Below are 20,566 nucleotides of genomic sequence, written 5' to 3'. Positions count from 1 at the left end.
CAGACCGCAGAAGACTGTCGAAGGCGGGGTGGGTCCGGTTGCGGGGGCGTGAGCCGAGCCTGCATGGACGTATTTACGGCGTCCCCCGCAACCGGACCCACCCCGCCTACCCACAGGAAACCGCTTTTGCTTTTGCTGTTGCTTGGGCTCTTGCCGTGGACGTGGTCTCTGCAGGTGCAGGGCGCAGCCCTGCCGAACACCCCCGCGACGGGGTGTCGCAAACGCCTGCGACGGTTCGTCGCACGGGCAACCCTGGACCCGCCTCTACACTAGCGGGGTGACCCGCCTGTCCCGCCCGCAGCGCCTCCTGCTGCAGCTCGCCGTCCTGGCGACGCTGCTGATGGTGCTTGCGCCACTGGTCAGCCGCGCGCTGCAGGCGCCGCCGATGGACCACGCGGCGATGGCAGGCATGGACCACGCGCACATGCACCACGACGCTGCCGCAGTGGGTCAGAGTCCTCTGCACGGGCAACGGAGTCCGACCCCACCGGCCGATCCCCACGCCATGCATGGCGAAGCCTGCGAATACTGCGTGCTGGCCATGCGCCTGCTGCCGTGGCTGGCTGTACTGGTGCTGCTGTTGCCACTGCTGTGGCGGCCGCGGCTGGTATTCCCGTGGTCACAGCAGGTACTGCCGGCACTGCGCTGGCCGGCACACGCCGCGCGTGGGCCACCGCGCGCCTCCATCGTCCGCTGATTTTCCTGTCGAATCTGCCGCACGACGCCTGACCGGGCGCCGTGCGCGCGTGCGTACCTTGGAGCTGTTCCGATGAAAATGACTTCCCGCCCCGCGGGCGCCTGCGTGCGCCTGCCGGTTGCCCTTGGCCTGGCCGCAGCTGCAACGCTCGCCCATGCCGCGCCCGCCGAAGAGGCGCGCACTCTCGATACGCTGGTGGTCACCGCCGCCGCGCCTTCGTCGCCACTGCACTGGGTGACCGATCCACGCCTGCCGCGGCAGCCGGTCCCTGCCAGTGACGGCGCCGACTACCTGAAGACCGTTCCTGGCTTCTCCGCCATCCGCAACGGCGGCACCAACGGTGACCCGGTGCTGCGCGGCATGTTGGGTTCGCGCCTGAACATCCTCAGCAATGACGGCAACCTGATCGGCGCCTGCCCCTCGCGCATGGACAACCCGCTGTCCTACATCGCACCGGAGAGCTTCGACCGCCTGACCATCATCAAGGGCCCGCAGAGCGTGCGCTGGGGGGCAGGTGCCTCGGCCGGCACCGTGCGCTTCGAACGCGATACACCGCGCTTCGAGGAACCGGGCCTGCGTGCCGATGCCAGTACGCTGGTCGGTTCGCGCAACCGCAACGACCAGGTGCTGGACCTGACCCTGGGCAACCCGGCCGGCTATGTGCGCGCCAGTGGCAACCGTTCCGAAGCCGATGACTACAAGGACGGCCACGGCGATGTGGTGCCATCGAAGTGGCGCAAGTGGAACGGTGACGTGGCGATCGGCTGGACGCCGGATGCCGATACGCTGCTGGAAGTTTCTGCCGGTGCCGGCGATGCGATCGCACGCTACGCGGGGCGCGGCATGGACGGTGCCGCGTTCGAACGCACCAGCTACGCCGCGCGCTTCGAGAAGCGCAACCTGCCGGGTGCGTGGGACACGCTGCAGGCCAACGTGTACTACAACGAGGCCGACCACGTGATGGACAACTACACGCTGCGCACGCCGAATCCGCACAGCATGATGCCGATGCCGATGGCGTCGAACGTGGACCGCCGTACCCAGGGCGGCCGGGTCAGTTCCGAGTGGGGCTGGCAGGACGTGCAACTGGTGGCGGGTGTGGATGGCGAGGACAGCCGCCATCGTGGGCGAATGGGCATGGGCCGGGGCACCTATCGCCAGGCGGCGTGGCAGACCGATGCCAGCTTCCGCCGCTATGGCGTTTTCACCGAGTTGACCCTCGGCGCCGGCACCGATCAGCGCTGGATCAGCGGCCTGCGCATCGATCGCGCCAGCGCTCGCGACGAGCGGCAGTCGATCCGCGGGATGATGGGGAACATGCCCAATCCCACCGCCGGCGAGCGTCGCAAGGAATGGCTCGGCAGTGGCTTCCTGCGCTACGAGCAGGACCTGGCCGACGGCCTGACCTGGTACGCCGGCCTCGGCCACAGCGAGCGCATGCCCGACTACTGGGAGCTGTTCTCGCCCGACCACGGACCGGCCGGTGCAATGAACGCGTTTGCCGGCATCCAGCCCGAGCGCACCACCCAGCTCGACGTGGGCCTGCAGTACAAGGGACCGCGCGTGCAGGCCTGGGTCTCGGCCTATGCCGGGCAGATCCAGGACTACATCCTGTTCACCTACCACGGCAGCGGCATGATGGGCATGAGCCAGGCCAGCAACGTCGAGGCGCGCATTGCCGGTGCCGAGGCCGGGTTGGAAGTGAGCCTGACCGAGCAGTGGAAGCTGGGCGGCACGCTGGCCTATGCCTGGGGAGAGAACCGCGACCAGCAGCGTCCGCTGCCGCAGATGCCGCCGTTGGAAGCACGCCTGAGCGCGAACTGGGAGGGCCAGCGCTGGAGTGCCGGCGCATTGCTGCGCGCGGTGACCCATCAGCATCGTGTCGCAGATGGACAGGGCAACGTGGTCGCGCAGGACCTCGGGCCGAGCGCCGGGTTTGCCACCTTCGCGCTCAATGCCGCGTACCGTTTCAGTTCGCAGCTGCAGCTCAGCGCCGGCGTCGACAACCTGTTCGACCGCGCCTACAGCGAGCACCTGAACCTGGCCGGCAGCGCCGACTTCGGCTTCCCGGCCGACCCGGTGCGGATCAACGAGCCGGGGCGCAGCGTGTGGATGAAGTTGAACTACCGGTATTGATCCGCCGGGCATAAAAAAACGGGGCCGGATCCCCGCCAGGATCCGTCCCCGCCCGACGCCCTCGGTCGGGCAGGTTCGACTCTACGATGACGGCCGCGGTGGTGCACCACTGGATACACCCCGACACACGCCGACACTGCCCATGGCAGCCTTGCACGGAACGGGTTCAAGGCGCTATCGCAGCCTAGGTTCCACGCCGGTAAACGCTTGGCACATACCGCTTTTATGGGCACTTGCCTACACTCGGCGGCCGTGGATCAATCAGGACCGTTCATGTTGGCTCGTATCGCTTCGACCCTGGCCCTCGGCCTCAGCCTGGCCGTGCTGGCCGGGTGCGCAGGCAAACAGGAGGCCGCCGCACGTCGGCAGGGCGAAGCGGTGCCGGTCACCGCGCAGGTCGTGCAGCCCACGCAGTGGAACGACACCCTGCAGGCACTGGGCACGGCCAAGGCGCGCGAGTCGATCAGCGTCACTGCCAAAGTCAGCGAGATCGTCGAGAAAGTGCACTTCGAGAGCGGCCAGCACATTGCCGCCGGTGCGCCGATCGTGACGCTGCGCGGGCAGGCCCAGGAAGCCGCACTGGTGCAGGCGCAGGCCACTTTCCATGAAGCCGATCAGCTGTACAAGCGCCAGCGCGAACTGGCCGCCCAGCGGCTGGTGTCCAGCGCCACGCTGGATACGCAGAAGTCGATCCGCGACGCCGCCGAGGCGCGCGTGATGCAGATGCAGGCAGACATTGGCGACCGCCGTGTGCGTGCGCCCTTTGCCGGTGTGCTTGGCATCCGCCAGGTCAGTCCGGGATCGCTGCTGACCCCGACCACGGTCATCGCCACGCTCGACGACATCGAGCACATGCATGTCGATTTCCAGGTGCCGGAAGTGGAGCTGGCTGCGCTGGGCGTTGGTGACAAGGTCAGTGCCACCAGCGTGGCCTGGCCGGGTCGCACCTTCGAGGGCGTGGTCAGCACCATCGATGCGCGTATCGATCCGGCCACCCGTGCGGTGACCGTGCGCGCCGATTTCGCCAATGGCGACCACGCATTGCGCCCGGGCATGCTGCTGGACGTGCGCCTGTTCCGCCCCGAGCGCCCGGCGCTGGTGGTCCCGGAAATCGCCGTGGTACAGGTCGGCCGCGATACCTTCGTGTACCGCATCAAGGCCGACGACAGCGTCGAGCGGGTGGACGTGGTCACCGGCGCGCGCCGTGCCGGCGTGGTCGAGATCCGGCAGGGCCTGGAAGCAGGCCAGCGCATCGTGGTCGATGGCACCGGCAAGCTGCGCCCGGGCCTGAAGGTCGCTGCGAAGGACGCCGCACCGGCCTCTGGCGCCAAACCGGCTGACGCGCCGGCGCCGGTCGCGACCGAGGGCCACGGCGGATGAAGCTGTCCGACATCTCCATCCAGCGGCCGGTGTTCGCCGTGGTGATGAGCCTGTTGCTGCTGGTGCTGGGCGTGATGTCCTTCACCCGCCTGACCCTGCGCGAACTGCCCGCCATCGACCCTCCGATCGTTTCGGTGTCGGTGGACTACACCGGCGCGTCGGCGGCGGTCATCGAAAGCCGCATCACCCAGGTGCTGGAAGATGCGCTGGCTGGCATCGAAGGCATCGATACGATCAACGCGCGTAGCACCAACGGCCGCTCGCAGGTCAGCATCGAGTTCACCTCCAACCGTGATATCGAAGCGGCGGCCAACGACGTGCGCGATGCGGTCAGCCGCGTCGCCGACCGCATGCCGGAAGAGGCGCGGCCACCAGAGATTGCCAAGGTCGAGAGCGATGCCGACCCGATCATCTGGTTCAACATGGTGTCCTCGACCATGGACACGCTGGAGTTGAGCGACTACGCCGACCGCTACGTGGTCGATCGTTTCTCCAGCCTCGATGGCGTGGCCCAGGTCCGCATCGGCGGCCGCCAGCGCTATGCGATGCGGATCTGGCTGGACCGTGACCAGCTGGCCGCGCGCGGGCTGACCACCGGCGACGTGGAAACCGCACTGCGCAACGAGAACGTGGAGCTGCCGGCCGGCCGCATCGAGTCGACCGACCGCGATTTCACCCTGCGCGTGGAACGCAACTACATCAAGCCCGAGGATTTCGCGACCATCCCGCTGGGCAAGGGCCGCGACGGCTACGTGGTGCGCATGGGCGACGTGGCGAAGATCGAACTGGCCTCGGCAGAACGCCGCGCGTACTACCGCAGCAACGGCGAGCCCGGCATCGGCCTGGGCATCGTCAAGACCTCCACCGCCAACTCGCTGGACGTGGCACGCACTGCGCGCGCTGAGGCCGAGCGGGTGGCGCTGACCCTGCCCAAGGGCACGCAGATCTTCGTCGCCTTCGACAACACCACCTTCATCGAAGCTGCAGTGGACCGCGTCTACGCCACCCTGGTGGAAGCGATGATCCTGGTGCTGGCGGTGATCTGGCTGTTCCTCGGCAGCTTCCGCGCCGCGTTGATTCCGGCGGTGACGGTGCCGGTCTGCCTGGTGGCGGCGTTCATCGCGCTGTATGCGTTCGACTTCTCGATCAACCTGCTGACCCTGCTGGCGCTGGTGCTGTGCATCGGCCTGGTGGTGGACGATGCGATCGTGGTGGTGGAAAACGTGCAGCGCCGCATCGACCTGGGCGAACCACCGCTGGTGGCCTCCAAGCGCGGCACCGCGCAGGTCGCCTTCGCGGTGATCGCCACCACTGCCGTGCTGGTGGCGGTGTTCCTGCCGGTTGGCTTCCTGGAGGGCAACACCGGGCGACTGTTCCGCGAACTGGCCGTGGCGCTGGCCGCTGCCGTGGCGTTGTCCGCGTTCGTTGCGCTCACACTGACGCCGATGATGGCTTCCAAGCTGCTCAAGCCGCATACCGGGCAGGCCCCGCGAGGCCTGCACGGCTTCATCAACCGCAACCTGGAACGCCTTGCGGGTGCCTATGGGCGGGTTCTCGATCACCATGTCGACCGCACCTGGATCTACCTGCTGGTGATGGTGGCTGCGCTGGCCGCCAGCTGGGGCCTGCTCAAGCTGCTGCCGTCGGAACTGGCGCCAGCCGAAGACCGTGGTTCGTTCCAGATCATGATCGACGGCCCGGAAGGCGCCGGCTACGACTACACCGTGCAGCAGGTGCAGCAGGTGGAAGCGCTGCTGGCACCGCATGTCGGCCCGGACAAGCCGATCGTGCGTGCCAACCCCCGCGTGCCGGGCGGCTGGGGCGCCAGCGAGGAAATGCATACCGGCCGCGTCAGCATCTTCCTGCAGCCGTGGCGCCAGCGCAGCGAGGGTACGCCCGAAGTCGCCAACGAACTGCAGAAGGAACTGGATACCATCCGCGGCGTGCGCGTACGCACGCAGGTGGGTGGTGGCCTGGTGCGCAGCGGCGGCCAACCGTTCCAGATCGTGCTGGGCGGCCCGGAATATGCCGAGATCGCGCAGTGGCGCGACCGCATCCTGCTGCGCATGGCCGACAATCCCGGCCTGGTCGGCCCCGATTCCGATTACAAGGAAACCCGGCCGCAGATGCGGGTGAACATTGACCGCCAGCGTGCGGCCGATCTCGGCGTGCCGGTCACCGCGATCGGTTCGGCGCTGGAAACCATGATGGGCTCGCGTCGCGTCACCACCTTCGTCGACAACGGCGAGGAGTACGACGTGCTGGTGCAGGCCGGTCGCGATGGTCGTGCCAGCCCGGCCGACTTGGCCGCGATCCGCGTGCGCGCCAACTCCGGCGAGCTGGTGCCGCTGTCCAACCTGGTCACGCTGAGTGAAGTGGCCGAGGCCGGTACCCTGAACCGCTTCAACCGACTGCGCTCGATCACCATCAGTGCCGGCCTGGCGCCGGGTTATCCGCTGGGCGAAGCCATTGCCTGGGCACAGAACGTAGCCCAGGAAGAGCTGCCGCAGTACGCGCAGGTGAACTGGAAGGGCGAATCGCGCGAGTACCAGAGCGCCGGCGGCGCGGTGCTATTGACCTTCGCGATGGCGCTGCTGGTGGTGTACCTGGTGCTGGCCGCGCAGTTCGAGAGCTTCATCCATCCGCTCACCATCATGCTGACCGTGCCGCTGGGCGTGCTCGGCGCGCTGGTCGGGTTGTGGGTGAGTGGCGGTACGGTGAACCTGTTCAGCCAGATCGGCATCGTGATGCTGGTCGGCCTTGCCGCGAAGAACGGCATCCTCATCGTCGAATTCGCCAACCAGCTGCGCGACGATGGGCGCAGCGTGCGCGAGGCGATCATCGAGTCGGCGATGGTGCGCCTGCGTCCGATCCTGATGACCTCGATCGCCACCGTGGTCGGCGCGATCCCGCTGGTGGTCGCCGGTGGTCCTGGTTCGGCCAGCCGTGGCACGATCGGCATCGTGATCATCTTCGGTGTGACCCTCTCGACCTTCCTGTCGCTGTTCGTGGTGCCGGCGTTCTACGCGCGGCTTGCCCCGTACACCCGTTCGCCGGAAGCGGTGAAGCGCGAGCTGGAGAAGCAGGAAGCGGAGTCGCCCTCGGTAGGCGGTCATGCCTGACCGGTACGCCGGCGGGGTCGGATCCCTTTCCCAAAGGGAAAGGGCTCTGACCCCAGACCTGCAAGGCGACGGCTTCCAGCTGCGCCCCTGGCGCCCGAACGACCTGGACTCCCTGCTGCGCCACGCCAACGACGCCGAGGTATCGCGCGGCCTGCGCGACCGTTTCCCGTACCCGTACACGCGCACCGATGGCGAGGCCTTCCTCGCCGGCCGTGTGCTGGCCCCCGGAACCCTGAATCTCGCCATCGAGATCGACGGCCAGGCCTGCGGCAGCGTCGCTGCCCAGCAGGGCATGGCCGAGCGTGGGCACACCGCCGAACTGGGTTACTGGCTGGGCCAGGCCTATTGGGGGCAGGGCGTGATGACCCGCGTGGTCGGCCTGTTCGCCCCGTGGGTGATGGATGAGCTGCGCCTGTTCAGGCTGCAGGCCACGGTAGTCGACTTCAACCTCGGCTCGGCCCGGGTGCTGGAGAAGAACGGCTTCCAGGAAGAGGGCGTGGAGCGCTGTGCGGTCTACAAGCGCGGCGTGCTGCACGACCTGCGCCGTTTCGCCCGGGTGCGCACCCAGCTGCCGTGAGCCCTCGGGGTCAGATCCCTTTTCGCCAGAAAAGGGCTCTGACCCCAACCCGCCATAAGGGCGAACCGGGGTCGGAGCCCTCGCGCGGCGCGCAAGGGATCCGACCCCTTGTCTTCTGGCGCTACCGCAGCGGCCTGCGATCAGGGAGAATCGACCGGTCCCCTCCAGCCGACGGGACGTCCTTACAACCCGCCGACTGGAGAGAGCGCGCGTGGAAGCAACCGTACACTTCATCAACAGCATCATCTGGAGCAAGGCACTGATCTTCGTGTGCCTGGGCGCCGGCCTGTTCTTCAGCCTGCGCACCCGCTTCATGCAGATCCGTGGCTTCTTCGAGATGTGCCGCCTCACCGTCAGGGGGGAGAAATCCGACGCCGGTGTGTCCTCGTTCCAGGCGCTGGCCATGTCGATGGCCGGCCGCATGGGCATCGGCAACATCGCCGGCGTGGCCACCGCCATCGCCTTCGGCGGTCCCGGTGCGATCTTCTGGATGTGGGTGATGGGCTTCCTTGGCGCATCCACCTCGTACGTCGAATGCACCCTGGCGCAGATCTACAAGACCAAGGATGCCGAAGGCCGCTACCGCGGTGGCCCGGCGTACTACATCGAAAAGGCCATGGGCCTGAAGTGGTATGCGCTGGCCTTCGCCATCGCCACGATCATCGCCGCAGGCTTCCTGATGCCGGGCGTGCAGGCCAACGCCATCGCCGACAGCATCATCAACGCCTGCCGTGGCACCGCGCTGTGCGGTCCGCTCGATGGCCAGGCCTTCGGCATGGAATCGGTGCAGGCGCTGAAGCTGGGGATCGGCATCGTGGTGGCGCTGCTGCTGGGCGTGGTGATCTTCGGTGGCGTCAAGCGCATCGCCAACTTCGCCGAGGTGGTGGTGCCGTTCATGGCCGCCGGTTTCATCCTGATGGCCATCATCATCATGATCATCAACTACGACCGCGTGCCGGAAATGTTCGGCATCATCTTCAAGAGCGCCTTCGGCACGCATGCCGCGTTCGGCGCGATGATGGGCCTGGCTGTGGAGTGGGGCATCAAGCGCGGCATCTACGCCAACGAAGCCGGCCAGGGCTCGGGCCCGCACGCAGCGGCCGCCTCGGAAGTCTCGCATCCGGCCAAGCAGGGCTATGTGCAGGCCTTCGCGATCTACTTCGACACCATGATGGTGTGCACCGCCACCGCGTTCCTGATCCTGGCCAGCGGTACCTACAACGTGTACTCGCCGGTGGAGGGCGCCGCGCCGATCTTCCAGGGCCTGGCCGGCATTCCGGAAGGCGCCGGTTACGCCCAGGCCGGCGTGGAAGCGGTGCTGCCGGGCTGGGGTTCGGCGTTCGTATCGGTGGCCATCTTCTTCTTCGCCTTCACCACCATCATGGCGTACTACTACATGGCCGAGACCAACCTCAGCTATGTGAACCACAACAGGAAGCGGCCGCTGACCGTGCTGCTGCTGCGCCTGGGCATCATCGGCATGGTGGTGTTCGGCGCGTTCCACAATGCCACCCTGGCCTGGGCGCTGGGCGACATCGGCGTCGGCCTGATGGCCTGGCTGAACATCATCGCCATCCTCATCATCCAGAAGCCGGCGATGCTGGCCCTGCGTGACTACGAACGACAGAAGAAGCTGGGCCTGGATCCGGTGTTCGACCCTGATGCCCTGGGCATCAAGAACGCCGATTTCTGGCGCCAGCGCAAGCAGGAGAGTGTGTAAGTGAACAACCCTTGGAACAACCGCCGTCCGTCCGCCCGTCCGCCGCGCGCAACGCCGTTGCCGCGCCCGGAGGTGCCGGCCACGGGCGGTGGTGGGCGCGGTGGCAGCGATGAGCTGCGTCTGTACGGCCTGAATGCCGTGCTGGCTGCGTTCGAAGCGCGGCCGCAGGCGCTGCGCAAGCTGTACCTGCTGGAAGCACGCATCCCGCGCCTGCAGCCGCTGTTGAAGTGGTGCGTTGCCAACCGCGTGGGCTACCGCGTGGTCGAGGATGGCGATCTGAACAAGCTCGCCGGCACCACCCATCACGAAGGGGTGGTGGCTGATGTGCTGCGTGCACCTGCACTGCCGCTGGCGCAGTGGCTGGAGCAGGTCGGCGAGGCCCCGGCGCTGGCACTGTGGCTCGATGGCGTGGGCAACCCGCACAACCTCGGCGCGATCCTGCGCTCGGCCGCGCACTTCGGTGCCAAGGCGCTGCTGTTGCCGGCCGGCAGCACGCTGGCCCTGTCCGGCGCCGCCGCGCGCGTTGCCGAAGGCGGTGCCGAAGCGGTGCCGCTGGTGCAGCTGCCGGAGACCGATCAGGCAATGGCGCAATTGCGCGCAGCCGGTTTCGGCCTGGCCGCGACCCTGGTCGAGGGCGGTGATGACGTGTTCCGCAGCTCGCTGCCGGCCCGCCTGGTGTATGTGATGGGTGCCGAAGGCGAGGGCATGGACCGCAGCCTGGCGGGGGCGTGCGACCTGCAGGTCTCGATTCCCGGCAGCGGCGCGGTGGAGAGCCTGAACGTAGCCTCGGCCACGGCGGTACTGCTGGCGCAATGGGCCAGCCGTCGCGGCTGATCCGACCCCAGCGGCTCGCCATGTTCGGGGTCGGATCCCTTGCCGCAGGCGAGGGCTCTGACCCCTTCCGGGGCCGGCAATTGCGTCAAGCACGCATGATGTTTTGAAAGTTTCCTTATTGGTCAGCCGCTTCTGGCGACGCAGGGTGGAATTCCATCCCATGCTGTCCAGGAGTGGCTGTCATGCATCATCCTCGCCGTACCCTCGTCGCATTGCTGGTGCTGGCCAACGTCCTTGCCAGTGCCCACGCAGCGGCTGACGAACGCAGTCTTGACGGTGTCAACTTCACCGGCCCGCTGATCACCCCCAATCCGGCCGGCCTGCCGCAGGGCAACTGGTACATCGAACCCTATCTGGTGCGGATCGACAGTCGCGATCATTACGACGATGGCGGCCATCGCCGCCGCAGTGGGCAACGTAGCGGTGCATGGGCCACGGTGGTGCCGATCATCTATGGCTTCAGCGACCGGGTGATGGGCCAGGTCAATCTCAGTGCATCGCGCTCGGAGTCCGGCGGTGCGCGCAGCAGCGGCTTCCGTGCCGGTGACACCACCGCGCGGCTGCAGTACCTGCTGCAGGCGCCGAATGCCGATGGCACCCGTCCGGCCATCTCGGTTGCGCTGGTGCAGCGTTTCAGCACCGGCAGCCACGATCGCATCGCCGGCAATCCGCTCGATGCGCAGGGCGACGGCGTTCAGCGCACCACTGCAGCGCTGGGCGTGCAGCAGGTCGTGTGGCTGGGCAATGACCGCCCCGTGCGCTGGCGCGCCCAGCTCAGTGCCGGGCCGGCACCGTCGCGCACCGCCATATCCGGCACCAGCGTCTACGGCACCGATGACAGCTTCCAGGGACATATCTCCCGCGGGTCGGTGCTGGGCCTGTCGGTCGGCGCCGAGTACAGCTTCAATTCGCGTTGGGTGGGCGTGATGGAGGTGGCCGCCAGCCGCGAGACAGGCCAGCGCCTCAGCGGCTTCGCACGCAACAGCAGCGGTGCGATCGAACGGATCGAAGAGCATCGCCCGGCCAGCCGCAGCGTCACCCTGGCGCCGGCCGTGGAGTACCACTTCAGCCCGACGCTGGGCCTGATCGCCGGCGTGGAGTTCAGCGTGGCGGGCCGCAACACCAGCCATATCGTCAGCCCCCAGATTGCCTTGGGCATGTTCTTCTGAGGGGCCGCCGATGAACATCGAATCCATCGTCAACACGATCCTTGGCGTCGTCTGGAGTCCCTACCTGGTGGTGCTGTGCCTGCTCACCGGCCTGTACTTCAGCGTGCGCACGCGCTTCATCCAGTTGCGTGCGTTGCCGGACATGCTGCGCCTGATGTTCCGCCATGAGCGCTCCGATGCCGGCGTGTCGCCGTTCCAGGCGTTGTCCATTTCGCTGTCAAGCCGCGTGGGCGTCGGCAACATCGCCGGCGTCGCCATGGCCATCGCCTTCGGCGGCCCCGGCGCGATCTTCTGGATGTGGATCGTCGCCTTCCTTGGCGCATCCAGTGCCTTCATCGAATCCACGCTCGCGCAGATCTACAAGGATCGCGACGGCAAGGGGCAGTACCGGGGCGGCCCTGCGTATTACATCGAAAAAGGCCTCGGCCAACGCTGGTATGCAGTGCTGTTCGCACTGGTGACGGTGCTGGCGGGCGCGATGCTGGCTGGCACCCAGTCCAATGCGATCACCAGCGCGGTGAACGAAGCCTGGGACGTCCCGGTGATGACCACCACCGCGGTTCTGCTGGTGGTGCTGGGTGCCATCCTCATCGGCGGTGTGCGGCGCATTGCGCGCGTGGCCGAATGGGTGGTGCCGCTGATGGCCGTGGCCTACCTGCTGGTTGCGGCGCTGGTGATGGTGCTCAACGCGGAAAAGGTGCCGGAGGTGATCATGCTGGTGCTGCGCAGTGCATTCGGCGTGGACGCAGCGTTCGGCGCGATGATCGGTACCGCTATCCAGTGGGGCGTGCGTCGCGGCGTGCTGTCCAACGAGGCCGGCATGGGCAGTGGTGCGCATCCGGCCGCCGCCGCGGAAGTCTCGCATCCGGTCAAGCAGGGCCTGGTGCAGTCGTTCTCGGTCTACATCGACACGATGGTGGTGTGCAGTGCGACCGCCTTCCTGATCCTGTCCACCGGCCTGTACAACGTCTACGACCCCGCGGTGAACGGCATTCCGGATGAGGCGCGCCTGTTACTGGGCAATCTGCCGGGTGTCGAGGCCGGGCCACGCTTCGTGCAGCATGCGGTGGAATCCGCGCTCCCGGGCTTCGGCCGTTCGTTCGTAGCGCTGGCGATCCTGCCGTTCGCGTTCACCACCATCCTCGCGCTGTACTACATGGCCGAGACCAACGTCAGTTATCTGTGCCGCGATCGGCCGACGCCGTGGGTGATGGGCAGCTTCCAGCTGCTGTTCCTGGCAGCGACCGGGTACTCGGCGGTGAACAGTGCAACGGTGGCCTGGTCGCTGGGTGACATCGGCGTCGGCCTGATGAGCTGGTTGAACATCATCGCCATCCTGCTGCTGCAGAAACCGGCCTTGGCGGCGCTGCGTGACTACGAGCAGCATCGCCAGGCCGGCAAGGATCCGCTGTTCAACCCGAAACTGCTGGGCGTGCGCAACACCAGCGTGTGGGAAGGCTGACAGGATCGGGGTCAGAGCCCTCGCCAAGGGCGAGGGCTCTGATCCACGCCATTGCCCGGTGGGTGCGAACCGCGGTTCGCACCACTTTTCCCGCTGCGCTCGCCGGGCATGGCCCGACGCTACAGCATCATTCGTTCGGCGGCGTGGTCGCCTTGGCCTCGCTGCCGAAGCTGCCATCCGCTTCCGCCGCCAGGTAGGCGAACACGGTGTACGCGGCCACGTTCTGCGCCAGTGCCTTCGGGTCGATCTTGTCCAGCGTGTCGTCGGCGGTGTGGTGCAGGTGGAAGTAGTCCGAGCCATCCTGCGCCAGCCACGCCCACGCACCGCCCTTGGCGGCCAGTGGGCCGACGTCCGGGCCCGGGCCACCCTTGTCGGCTTGGTACTCAATGCCCAGCGGCTTCATCACTTCGGCAATCTGCTTCGTCGCTTCACGCGAGCCGTCCGGATTCGGCGAACCGGTATTGAAGGCGTAGATGCGGCCTGCGCCGAAATCGCTCTCGGCGGCCAGCTGGTGCAGGGCCACGTCCTTCGCGTGCGCTTCGGCATAGGCCTTGCCGCCATACAGGCCCTGTTCCTCATTGGCGAAGGCGATCACGCGGATGGTGCGCTTCGGTGCCTGCTTGAGCTGGCCGATCAGGTGGCCGGCGGCCATGGTGATGCCCACGCCCGCGCCGTCATCCACCGCGCCGGTGCCCAGGTCCCACGAATCCAGGTGACCACCGATCACCACCACTTCCTTCGGCAGGCTGCGGCCGGTGATCTCGCCGATCACGTTGTAGGAGGTGGCGGTGCCATCCCAACCGCAATCCAGTGCCATCTTCACCGTGGTGCTGCCACGCGCCAGCAGGCGGGCCAGCTGGTCGGCATCGGGCACCGACAGCGCGGCCGACGGCACTGGGGTCAGGCCGTCATCGAAACGGGTGATACCCGTGTGCGGCACGCGGTGCGAGTCGGTACCGGCCGAGCGCATCAGGAAACCGACCGCGCCCTTGCGGATCGCTTCGGACGGCCCCTTGCTGCGGATCGCACCGCCGCGGCCGTAATCGCGGCCATCGCGGAACGGCAGCATCTGGTAATCGACGAAGGCGATCTTGCCCTTCAGCGAACCCGCCGGTGCGGCCTGCAGCGCGGCCAGGTCGGCGAAGCGCACCACCTCGGCTTCCACGGTGCCGCCTGGGCTGCCGCCCAGCGCAGTGATCTGCAGCGGCTGCGGGTTCCTGCCGGTCACGGCGGCGTGTTCACTGCGCCGCTCCCACTTCGGGAATGTCACCGGCTCCTTCCACACCTTGTCGAAACCGAGGGCCTTGAACTTGGCTTCGGCCCAGGCCACGGCGCGGGCGTCGGCTTCGCTGCCGGCGATGCGCGGACCGATCTCGGTGGTGAGCGACTCGACCACCTTCCAGCCGGTGTCATCGGCCAGCGCCTGGTCGCGCAGCTGTGCGGCGGTGGCCAGCGACGCCGGGGGCAGGGTAGTGGTGTGCGGCGCCGCGAAGGCCGGGGCGGCCAGCAGGGCGAGGGAGGATGCGATGGCAAGGACGCGGCGACGCATGGACAACTCCGGGAAGGGACCTAAGCCTTGGAGCTTAACAGTCGTTCAGCCCGGCGCATGGGCGGGAGGTCATGGCTGGCGCGAACGCTGTTTTCCGCCATGACCGGCAAAGCGAAAGCCCCGCCAGGACGGGGCTTTCGCCTGCTTCTGTAGAGCCGAGCCAATGCTCGGCTGCCTTTTGCAGATCAGCCGAGCGTGGGCTCGGCTCTACAGGTGGGAGGGGCGCCATAGGCGCCCGACACCTTACTTCTTCAGGCTGTCGCGGATCTCGCGCAGCAGCACCACTTCTTCGGCCGGCGCCGCCGGGGCAGCTTCCTTCTTCCGCGACAGTCGGTTGATCGCCTTGACCACGATGAAGATCGCGAAAGCCACGATCACGAACTGGATGACGGTGTTGATGAAGTCGCCGTAGCCAACCACCACCGCCGGGATCTCCTTGCCATCCGGTCCGAGCCGGGCTGGCGACAACGTCCAGGCCAGGCTGGAGAAATCCACGCGCCCGATCAGGTAGCCCAGCGGCGGCATGATGATCTTCTCGACCAGCGCCGTCACGATCTTGCCGAAGGCTGCGCCGATCACCACACCGACGGCGAGGTCGATGACGTTGCCGCGCATGGCGAATTCCTTGAACTCGGTGAGCATTCCCATTGTTGTTTTTCTCCGGTGGGGAAGTGGACAGCGCGCAGGGTAGCGCAGGTGATGTCAGCCGGCGATCACGCCGTGGCGCTCGGCCACGTTTTCAAGGCGGGCACTGAAGCGGTCGCCGGGCTTCAACGCAGCCACCCCGGACGGGGTGCCCATGAACACCAGGTCGCCGGCACGCAGCTGCCATAGCTTGGACAGCTCATGCAGGATCTCCGGCACGTTCCAGATCATCTGGTCGAGCAGTGCCTGCTGGCGCACTTCGCCGTTGACCTCCAGCGACAGGTTCAGCGCGGCCAGGTCGCCGACTTCCTCGGCGTGGACGATTTCGCTGATCGGCGCGGAGGCGTCGAAGCCCTTGGCCGCGTCCCACGGGTGGCCCTTGTCCTTGGCCGCGGCCTGCAGGTCGCGGCGGGTCAGGTCCAGGCCGACGGCGTAGCCATAGACCAGCGCATCGGCGTCGGCCACGGCCAGCTCGCCGGTGGGCGCATCGCGCCCGATCGCCACCACCAGTTCCACTTCGTGGTGCAGGTTGGCGGTTGCCGGCGGGTAGGGGATGGCATCGTCGTGGCCGACCACGATCGCATCGGCCGGCTTGCTGAAGAACATCGGGCGGCCGCGGTCATCGGCGGCCGGCACCGCCGCGCCCATTTCGCGGGCGTGGTCGGCGAAATTGCGGCCGACGCAGTAGATGCGGTGCACGGGGAAGCTGCCGCCACCGGCTACCGGTACACGCGGCAGGGCTACGGCAGGGATCACATCGGAGACATCGGACATGCGGGCATCCAGGAAGGGCGTGCCCGCAGTCTAGAACGCATGGCGCCCGCCGTCAGCGGGCGCGGAAGGCCTGGATCAGCGCGAGGCCGGCAACACCGGCTTGCGCACCACGCGATACTCGCCTTCAACCACGGTCGGGTCAACCGGACGCGCAACGCCCGGCTTGCGCGAAGCCAGCAGCTTCCACGCCAGGCCGACCAGGATCATCGCCGCGCCAACGAACACACCGATGAACACCATCGCCGCCAGGATCGCCAGGCCAAGCAGGCCCACGGCGACGCGCACCAGCGGATGACGCGGCTTACGCGGCGCGAACAGGGTGCGGAACTGGTTGAAGGCGGATGCGCGATTGAACATGGCGGCTCGATAGGCTGGGATCAGCGAAAACAGAGTATCGGGACGCGCCACTGTCATTGAGTGAAAAACTCGTTAAATATAGCCTGTGCTTATTACGGATCAATGACTTGTGTTCATGTCGCAGCCAGTCACCTGAGCAGGCATGCGACAATTCCGGTTTACCGTCCGAGCCTTCGCCATGACTATCGCTGCTGCCCTGATCGCCCTTGATGCCATTGCCGATGGCGCGTTTGCCGAGGTCGAAGCGGTGGTCGATGGCGATGCCGAATCGCTGGTGCTGTACCGCGACGGCGCGCAGGTGCGCGCGTTCCTGAACATCTGTCCGCACGCTGGCCGCCGCCTGGACTGGGCCCCAGGCCAGTTCCTGAAGAGCCGTGAGGGCCGCCTGGTATGCGCCGCGCATGGCGCCTCGTTCACGCTGGACAGCGGCGACTGCATCGCCGGCCCGTGCAAGGGTGACCGCCTGCGTACGGTGCCGGTGGACGTACGCGACGGGCTGGTCTACCTGGCCTGAGGCCAGCTGGGGGTCGGATCCGTTTTCCGCAGGAAAACGGCTCTGACCCCATCAAACCAGGAGCAGTCGAGCATGGCTCGACGCTACAAAAGGCATCCACGCATGGCGTGGATCTACTGTAGAACCTAACCCTCAGAACATCAGGTTGATCATCAGCACCACCACGCAGGTATAGATCAGCGACAGCGGGCCGCCGACCCGCCACATCTCGCGCGGGGTGTAGTTGGCCGGGCCAGTGATCATCGAGATCACCGGGTTGGAGGCCGTCATCAGGTTGTTGGACGCCGACAGCGCCACGATCAGCGCGAACGCGGTCGGGTTGCCCCCCGCCGCCAGTGCCAGGTTCACCGCGATCGGCACCATCACGATGGTCGCACCCACATGGCTGATCACCAGCGAGAACGCCGTGGTCAGCAGCGCCAGCGCCACCTCCAGCACCCACACCGGAATGCCGGTCGGCAGCTTGTCGATGGTATGGCCGGCCACCCACGCGGCCGCACCGCTGGAGTCCATCGCCCAGCCGAGCGGAATCAGCCCGGCCATCATGAACACCGTCTTCCAGTTGATCGAGGCATACGCCTCGTCCATGCGCAGCACGCCGGTCAGCAGCATGCCGGCCACGCCGGTCATCAGCGTCAGCGCCACCGGCAGCTTGCTGGTCAGCGCGATCAGGATGGTCAGCGCGAAGATCGCCATCGCAATCTTGAACTTGTGCGGGCGCTGCTCGCCGGTCGGATAGTCGGTCACCACCACGAAGTCGCGGCTGCGCGCGGCCTGCGCCAGGTCGGTCCAGATGCTGTGGAACACCAGCATGTCACCGGCGCGCAGCTGCACGTCGCGCACGTCCTCGCGGATCACCTGCTTGTCGCGGTTGATCGCCAGCAGGCTGATGCCGCGCTCCTTGCGAAGTCGCAGATCGGCCGCACTCTTGCCGATCACGTTCGAGGTCGGTGGCACCACTGCCTCGGAAATGCCGGCGCGGCTGGGGTTGAACAGGTCACCCAGGTGCTTCAGGCGCGAGGACATGCGCAGGAACTGGTTCTGCGCGAAGTCGCTGATCTGCTGGCGCGGTCCCATCGCACCGAGCACGCTGCCGACCCAGATGCGCATCTCCGCCGGCGGCGCCAGGCGGGTGTCGTTGCCGGTCTTCAGGGCCAGCAGCAGCGGCGCATCGTGCAGGGTCTCGGCCTCGCCCAGGGTCATGCCCACCAGCGGGCTCTCGGCGGTCACCACCAGCTCGAACACATCGCCTTCGATGCCATAGGTCTTGGCGAAGTAGCTCTCGGTGCGCGCCGGGGTGACCCCGTCATTGACCAGGCTTTCCTCTTCGATCAGCTTGCGGTCGCCGTAGTAGCGGAAGTACAGCAACGAAGCGATCAGCAACGCCACACCGATCGGCAGCGGCGCGAACATGCGCAGCGGCTCGATGGTGGCCAGGCCGGAGGGAAGGTTGTTGTTGGCCGAGGCCAGCAGATCGTTCAGTAGGATCAGCGGCGAATTGCCGACCATGGTCAGCGCACCGCCCATCACGATCGCCGCCGAGATCGGCAGCAGCAGGCGCTGCATCGTCAGCCCGGTGCGCGCTGCCAGTCGTGAGGCAACCGGCAGATACAACGCCATCACCGACGGGTTCTGCATGAAGGAGGAGTTCAGGCCGGCGATGGCGGTGGTCATCATCAGCAGCCGTTGCTCGACACCGTGGCCGCGCCGCAGCAGCCAGGCCGCCAGCCGGTTCAGCGCCCCGGTGCGGTCCAGGCCCGCACCGAGGATGGTGGTGGCGATGATGCTCATCACCGCGTTACCGGAGAAACCGCCGAAGATCTCCTCCGGCGCGATCAGCCCAGTGACACCAAGCACCACCAGCACCACCAGCGCGACCACGTCGGCGCGGATGCGCTCGAACAGGAACATCGCCATCGTGAAGCCGACCAGCCCGAGCACGAGCTTCATGTCGTTGGTCAGCGTCAGCGCGGTATCCATGTGGGGCGCGGCGTCCTCAGGCGATCGTCAGGTGCGGTCGTACAGCAGGTCCCAGACGCCGTGGCCCAGCTTCTGGCCGCGGGTCTCGAAGTGCGTCTGCGGGCGCCAGTCCGGGCGCGGCACGCTGCCCCGCGGGCCGGCGCGGTTGACCAGCCCGGCGGTTGCGTCGAGTACGTCCCACATCTGCTCGGCGTAGTCTTCCCAGTCGGTCGCGCAGTGCAGGCGGCCCCCCGGGCGCAGCTTGCGCACCAGCAGTTCGGCGAATGCCGGCTGCAGCAGGCGGCGCTTGTTGTGGCGCTTCTTGTGCCACGGGTCCGGGAAGTAGATGCGCACTTCATCGAGTGCGCCGTCGGCGATCTCGTTCTGCAGCACTTCCACCGCGTCGTGGTGGTACAGGCGCACGTGGTCGGCATCGTCCTCGGCCAGCGCGTTCAGCAGCCGGCCCACGCCCGGGGCGTGCACCTCGATGCCGATGTAGTCGCGCGATGGGTCGTGCTGGGCCGCGAAGCGCAGCGCGGCACCGTTGCCGAAGCCGATCTCCAGCACCTTGTGTGCCGGGCGGCCGAAGGTGGCGTCCAGGTCGCGCGGCTGGCCGTTGTAATCGATGCCGAAGCGCGGCCAGCGTTCGTCGAACGCGCGCTGCTGGGCGGGAGTGAAACGGCCTTGGCGCAATACGAAGCTGCGCACCTCGCGGCGGCCCTCGCTCACGGTGAAGGGCTTGGGCGGGGCCTTGGAACCGGCGCTGTCAAAAGGATTGGTCATCAGCCGATCAGCCCATCCACCGGCGAGGAGGCGCTGGCGTAGCGCTTGCGCGGGATGCGCCCGGCCAGGAAGGCCTCGCGGCCGGCCTCGACCGCCTTGCGCATCGCGCTGGCCATCAGCACCGGGCTGCGCGCACCGGCAATGGCGGTGTTCATCAGCACGCCGTCGCAGCCCAGCTCCATCGCGATCGCCGCGTCCGACGCGGTACCCACGCCGGCATCAACGATGATCGGGACCTTGGCGTCTTCGATGATCTGCAGCAGGTTGTACTTGTTCTGGATGCCCAGGCCCGAACCGATCGGCGCGGCCAGCGGCATCACCGCAGCGCAGCCGATCTCTTCCAGGCGCTTGGCCAGGATCGGGTCGTCGGAGGTATAGACCATCACCTCGAAACCGTCCTTGACCAGCTGCTCGGCGGCCTTCAGGGTCTGCATCACGTCCGGGTACAGGGTCTTCTGGTCGCCGAGCACTTCCAGCTTCGTCAGGTTGTGGCCGTCCAGCAGTTCACGGGCCAAGCGGCACGTACGCACCGCGTCCTCGGCGGTGTAGCAGCCGGCGGTGTTGGGCAGGATGGTGAAGCGCTCCGGCGGCAGCACGTCCAGCAGGTTCGGCTCGCCCGGGTTCTGCCCGATGTTGGTGCGGCGGATGGCCACGGTGACGATCTGGGCACCAGCGGCCTCGGTCGCCAGGCGGGTTTCTTCCAGGTCCTTGAACTTGCCGGTGCCGGTCAGCAGCCGCGAGCCATAGGTCTTGCCGGCGATTACCAGCGAATCGGGGGAGACATGAACGTTCATGGCGCGATTATCGCTTATCCGCCTGAAGATGGGGTCACGTAGAGGGCGGGGTCGAGCGTGGGGTCAGATCCCTTTGCCACCGGCAAAGGGATCT

At 67.2% G+C, this 20,566-nt stretch carries 17 protein-coding genes; 10 read left to right on the top strand and 7 right to left on the bottom strand.

The features are described 5' to 3' along the window. The first annotated feature begins 277 nt into the window (after nucleotides 1–277). The 9 genes from PEM_RS13660 (at nucleotide 278) to PEM_RS13620 (ending at nucleotide 13,097) form a co-directional block, all read left to right on the top strand. Nucleotides 278–697 carry a DUF2946 family protein gene (locus PEM_RS13660; RefSeq protein ID WP_005418850.1) on the top strand — a complete coding sequence of 140 codons (420 nt, stop codon included), beginning with the start codon at nucleotides 278–280 and terminating at the stop codon, nucleotides 695–697. 72 nt (nucleotides 698–769) lie between these two features. Continuing rightward, nucleotides 770–2,833, top strand: a complete 2,064-nt coding sequence (locus PEM_RS13655; protein WP_111128033.1) for a TonB-dependent copper receptor — start codon at nucleotides 770–772, stop codon at nucleotides 2,831–2,833. A gap of 273 nt (nucleotides 2,834–3,106) precedes the next feature. Next, on the top strand, nucleotides 3,107–4,213 hold the full coding sequence (locus tag PEM_RS13650) for an efflux RND transporter periplasmic adaptor subunit (protein ID WP_111128032.1): 1,107 nt from the start codon (nucleotides 3,107–3,109) through the stop codon (nucleotides 4,211–4,213). Then, nucleotides 4,210–7,335, top strand: coding sequence for an efflux RND transporter permease subunit (locus PEM_RS13645; RefSeq protein WP_005418827.1), 3,126 nt, complete (start codon nucleotides 4,210–4,212; stop codon nucleotides 7,333–7,335). The genes PEM_RS13650 and PEM_RS13645 overlap by 4 nt, the downstream gene beginning before the upstream one ends. Then, nucleotides 7,328–7,912 (top strand): GNAT family protein, encoded by a 585-nt coding sequence (locus PEM_RS13640; protein ID WP_111128030.1) that lies wholly within the window; start codon nucleotides 7,328–7,330, stop codon nucleotides 7,910–7,912. Before PEM_RS13645 ends, PEM_RS13640 begins: the two co-directional genes overlap by 8 nt. 211 nt (nucleotides 7,913–8,123) lie before the next feature. Beyond that, nucleotides 8,124–9,632, top strand: a complete 1,509-nt coding sequence (locus PEM_RS13635; protein WP_049438457.1) for an alanine/glycine:cation symporter family protein — start codon at nucleotides 8,124–8,126, stop codon at nucleotides 9,630–9,632. Continuing rightward, nucleotides 9,633–10,466 carry a TrmH family RNA methyltransferase gene (locus tag PEM_RS13630; RefSeq protein ID WP_005418814.1) on the top strand — a complete coding sequence of 278 codons (834 nt, stop codon included), beginning with the start codon at nucleotides 9,633–9,635 and terminating at the stop codon, nucleotides 10,464–10,466. A 182-nt stretch (nucleotides 10,467–10,648) separates the two neighbouring features. Continuing rightward, a complete protein-coding gene (locus tag PEM_RS13625; protein WP_065179505.1) occupies nucleotides 10,649–11,635 on the top strand; it encodes a hypothetical protein in 987 nt (328 codons plus the stop codon). A 10-nt stretch (nucleotides 11,636–11,645) separates the two neighbouring features. After that, nucleotides 11,646–13,097 carry an alanine/glycine:cation symporter family protein gene (locus tag PEM_RS13620; protein WP_065179504.1) on the top strand — a complete coding sequence of 484 codons (1,452 nt, stop codon included), beginning with the start codon at nucleotides 11,646–11,648 and terminating at the stop codon, nucleotides 13,095–13,097. A 127-nt stretch (nucleotides 13,098–13,224) separates the two neighbouring features. Here PEM_RS13620 and PEM_RS13615 read toward each other — a convergent pair whose 3' ends face one another. The 4 genes from PEM_RS13615 to PEM_RS13600 form a co-directional block, all read right to left on the bottom strand. Next, entirely contained in the window at nucleotides 13,225–14,646 is a 1,422-nt protein-coding gene (locus tag PEM_RS13615) for a M28 family peptidase (RefSeq protein WP_005418811.1), read from the bottom strand. A gap of 243 nt (nucleotides 14,647–14,889) precedes the next feature. Continuing rightward, complete coding sequence (gene mscL, locus PEM_RS13610; protein ID WP_005418809.1) at nucleotides 14,890–15,294, bottom strand: large-conductance mechanosensitive channel protein MscL; 405 nt, start codon at nucleotides 15,292–15,294, stop codon at nucleotides 14,890–14,892. Between the two features lie 54 nt (nucleotides 15,295–15,348). Continuing rightward, the gene (locus tag PEM_RS13605) at nucleotides 15,349–16,065 is read right to left on the bottom strand and encodes a fumarylacetoacetate hydrolase family protein (RefSeq protein WP_005418807.1); all 717 of its coding nucleotides are present in this window, start codon (nucleotides 16,063–16,065) and stop codon (nucleotides 15,349–15,351) included. Nucleotides 16,066–16,140: 75 nt separating this feature from the next. Further along, nucleotides 16,141–16,422 (bottom strand): hypothetical protein, encoded by a 282-nt coding sequence (locus PEM_RS13600; RefSeq protein ID WP_005410817.1) that lies wholly within the window; start codon nucleotides 16,420–16,422, stop codon nucleotides 16,141–16,143. Between the two features lie 178 nt (nucleotides 16,423–16,600). On the opposite strand from PEM_RS13600, the gene PEM_RS13595 reads away from it, so the two are divergent. Continuing rightward, nucleotides 16,601–16,936, top strand: a complete 336-nt coding sequence (locus tag PEM_RS13595; RefSeq protein WP_111174856.1) for a Rieske (2Fe-2S) protein — start codon at nucleotides 16,601–16,603, stop codon at nucleotides 16,934–16,936. Nucleotides 16,937–17,068: 132 nt separating this feature from the next. Here the strand turns inward: PEM_RS13595 and PEM_RS13590 are convergent, their stop codons facing one another. Genes PEM_RS13590 through PEM_RS13580 form a run of 3 tightly spaced genes read right to left on the bottom strand, consistent with a single transcriptional unit; the run spans nucleotide 17,069 to nucleotide 20,472 of the window. After that, on the bottom strand, nucleotides 17,069–18,916 hold the full coding sequence (locus PEM_RS13590) for an SLC13 family permease (RefSeq protein ID WP_005418803.1): 1,848 nt from the start codon (nucleotides 18,914–18,916) through the stop codon (nucleotides 17,069–17,071). Nucleotides 18,917–18,943: 27 nt separating this feature from the next. Beyond that, entirely contained in the window at nucleotides 18,944–19,678 is a 735-nt protein-coding gene (gene trmB / locus PEM_RS13585) for a tRNA (guanosine(46)-N7)-methyltransferase TrmB (RefSeq protein WP_005418800.1), read from the bottom strand. Continuing rightward, the gene (locus PEM_RS13580; RefSeq protein ID WP_005418798.1) at nucleotides 19,678–20,472 is read right to left on the bottom strand and encodes a thiazole synthase; all 795 of its coding nucleotides are present in this window, start codon (nucleotides 20,470–20,472) and stop codon (nucleotides 19,678–19,680) included. The genes trmB and PEM_RS13580 overlap by 1 nt, the downstream gene beginning before the upstream one ends. Between the last annotated feature and the right edge of the window lie 94 nt (nucleotides 20,473–20,566).

The sequence above is a fragment of the Stenotrophomonas sp. Pemsol genome (assembly GCF_003586545.1).
Lineage (GTDB): Bacteria > Pseudomonadota > Gammaproteobacteria > Xanthomonadales > Xanthomonadaceae > Stenotrophomonas > Stenotrophomonas sepilia.
This window is presented reverse-complemented; position numbering and strand designations above follow the sequence as displayed.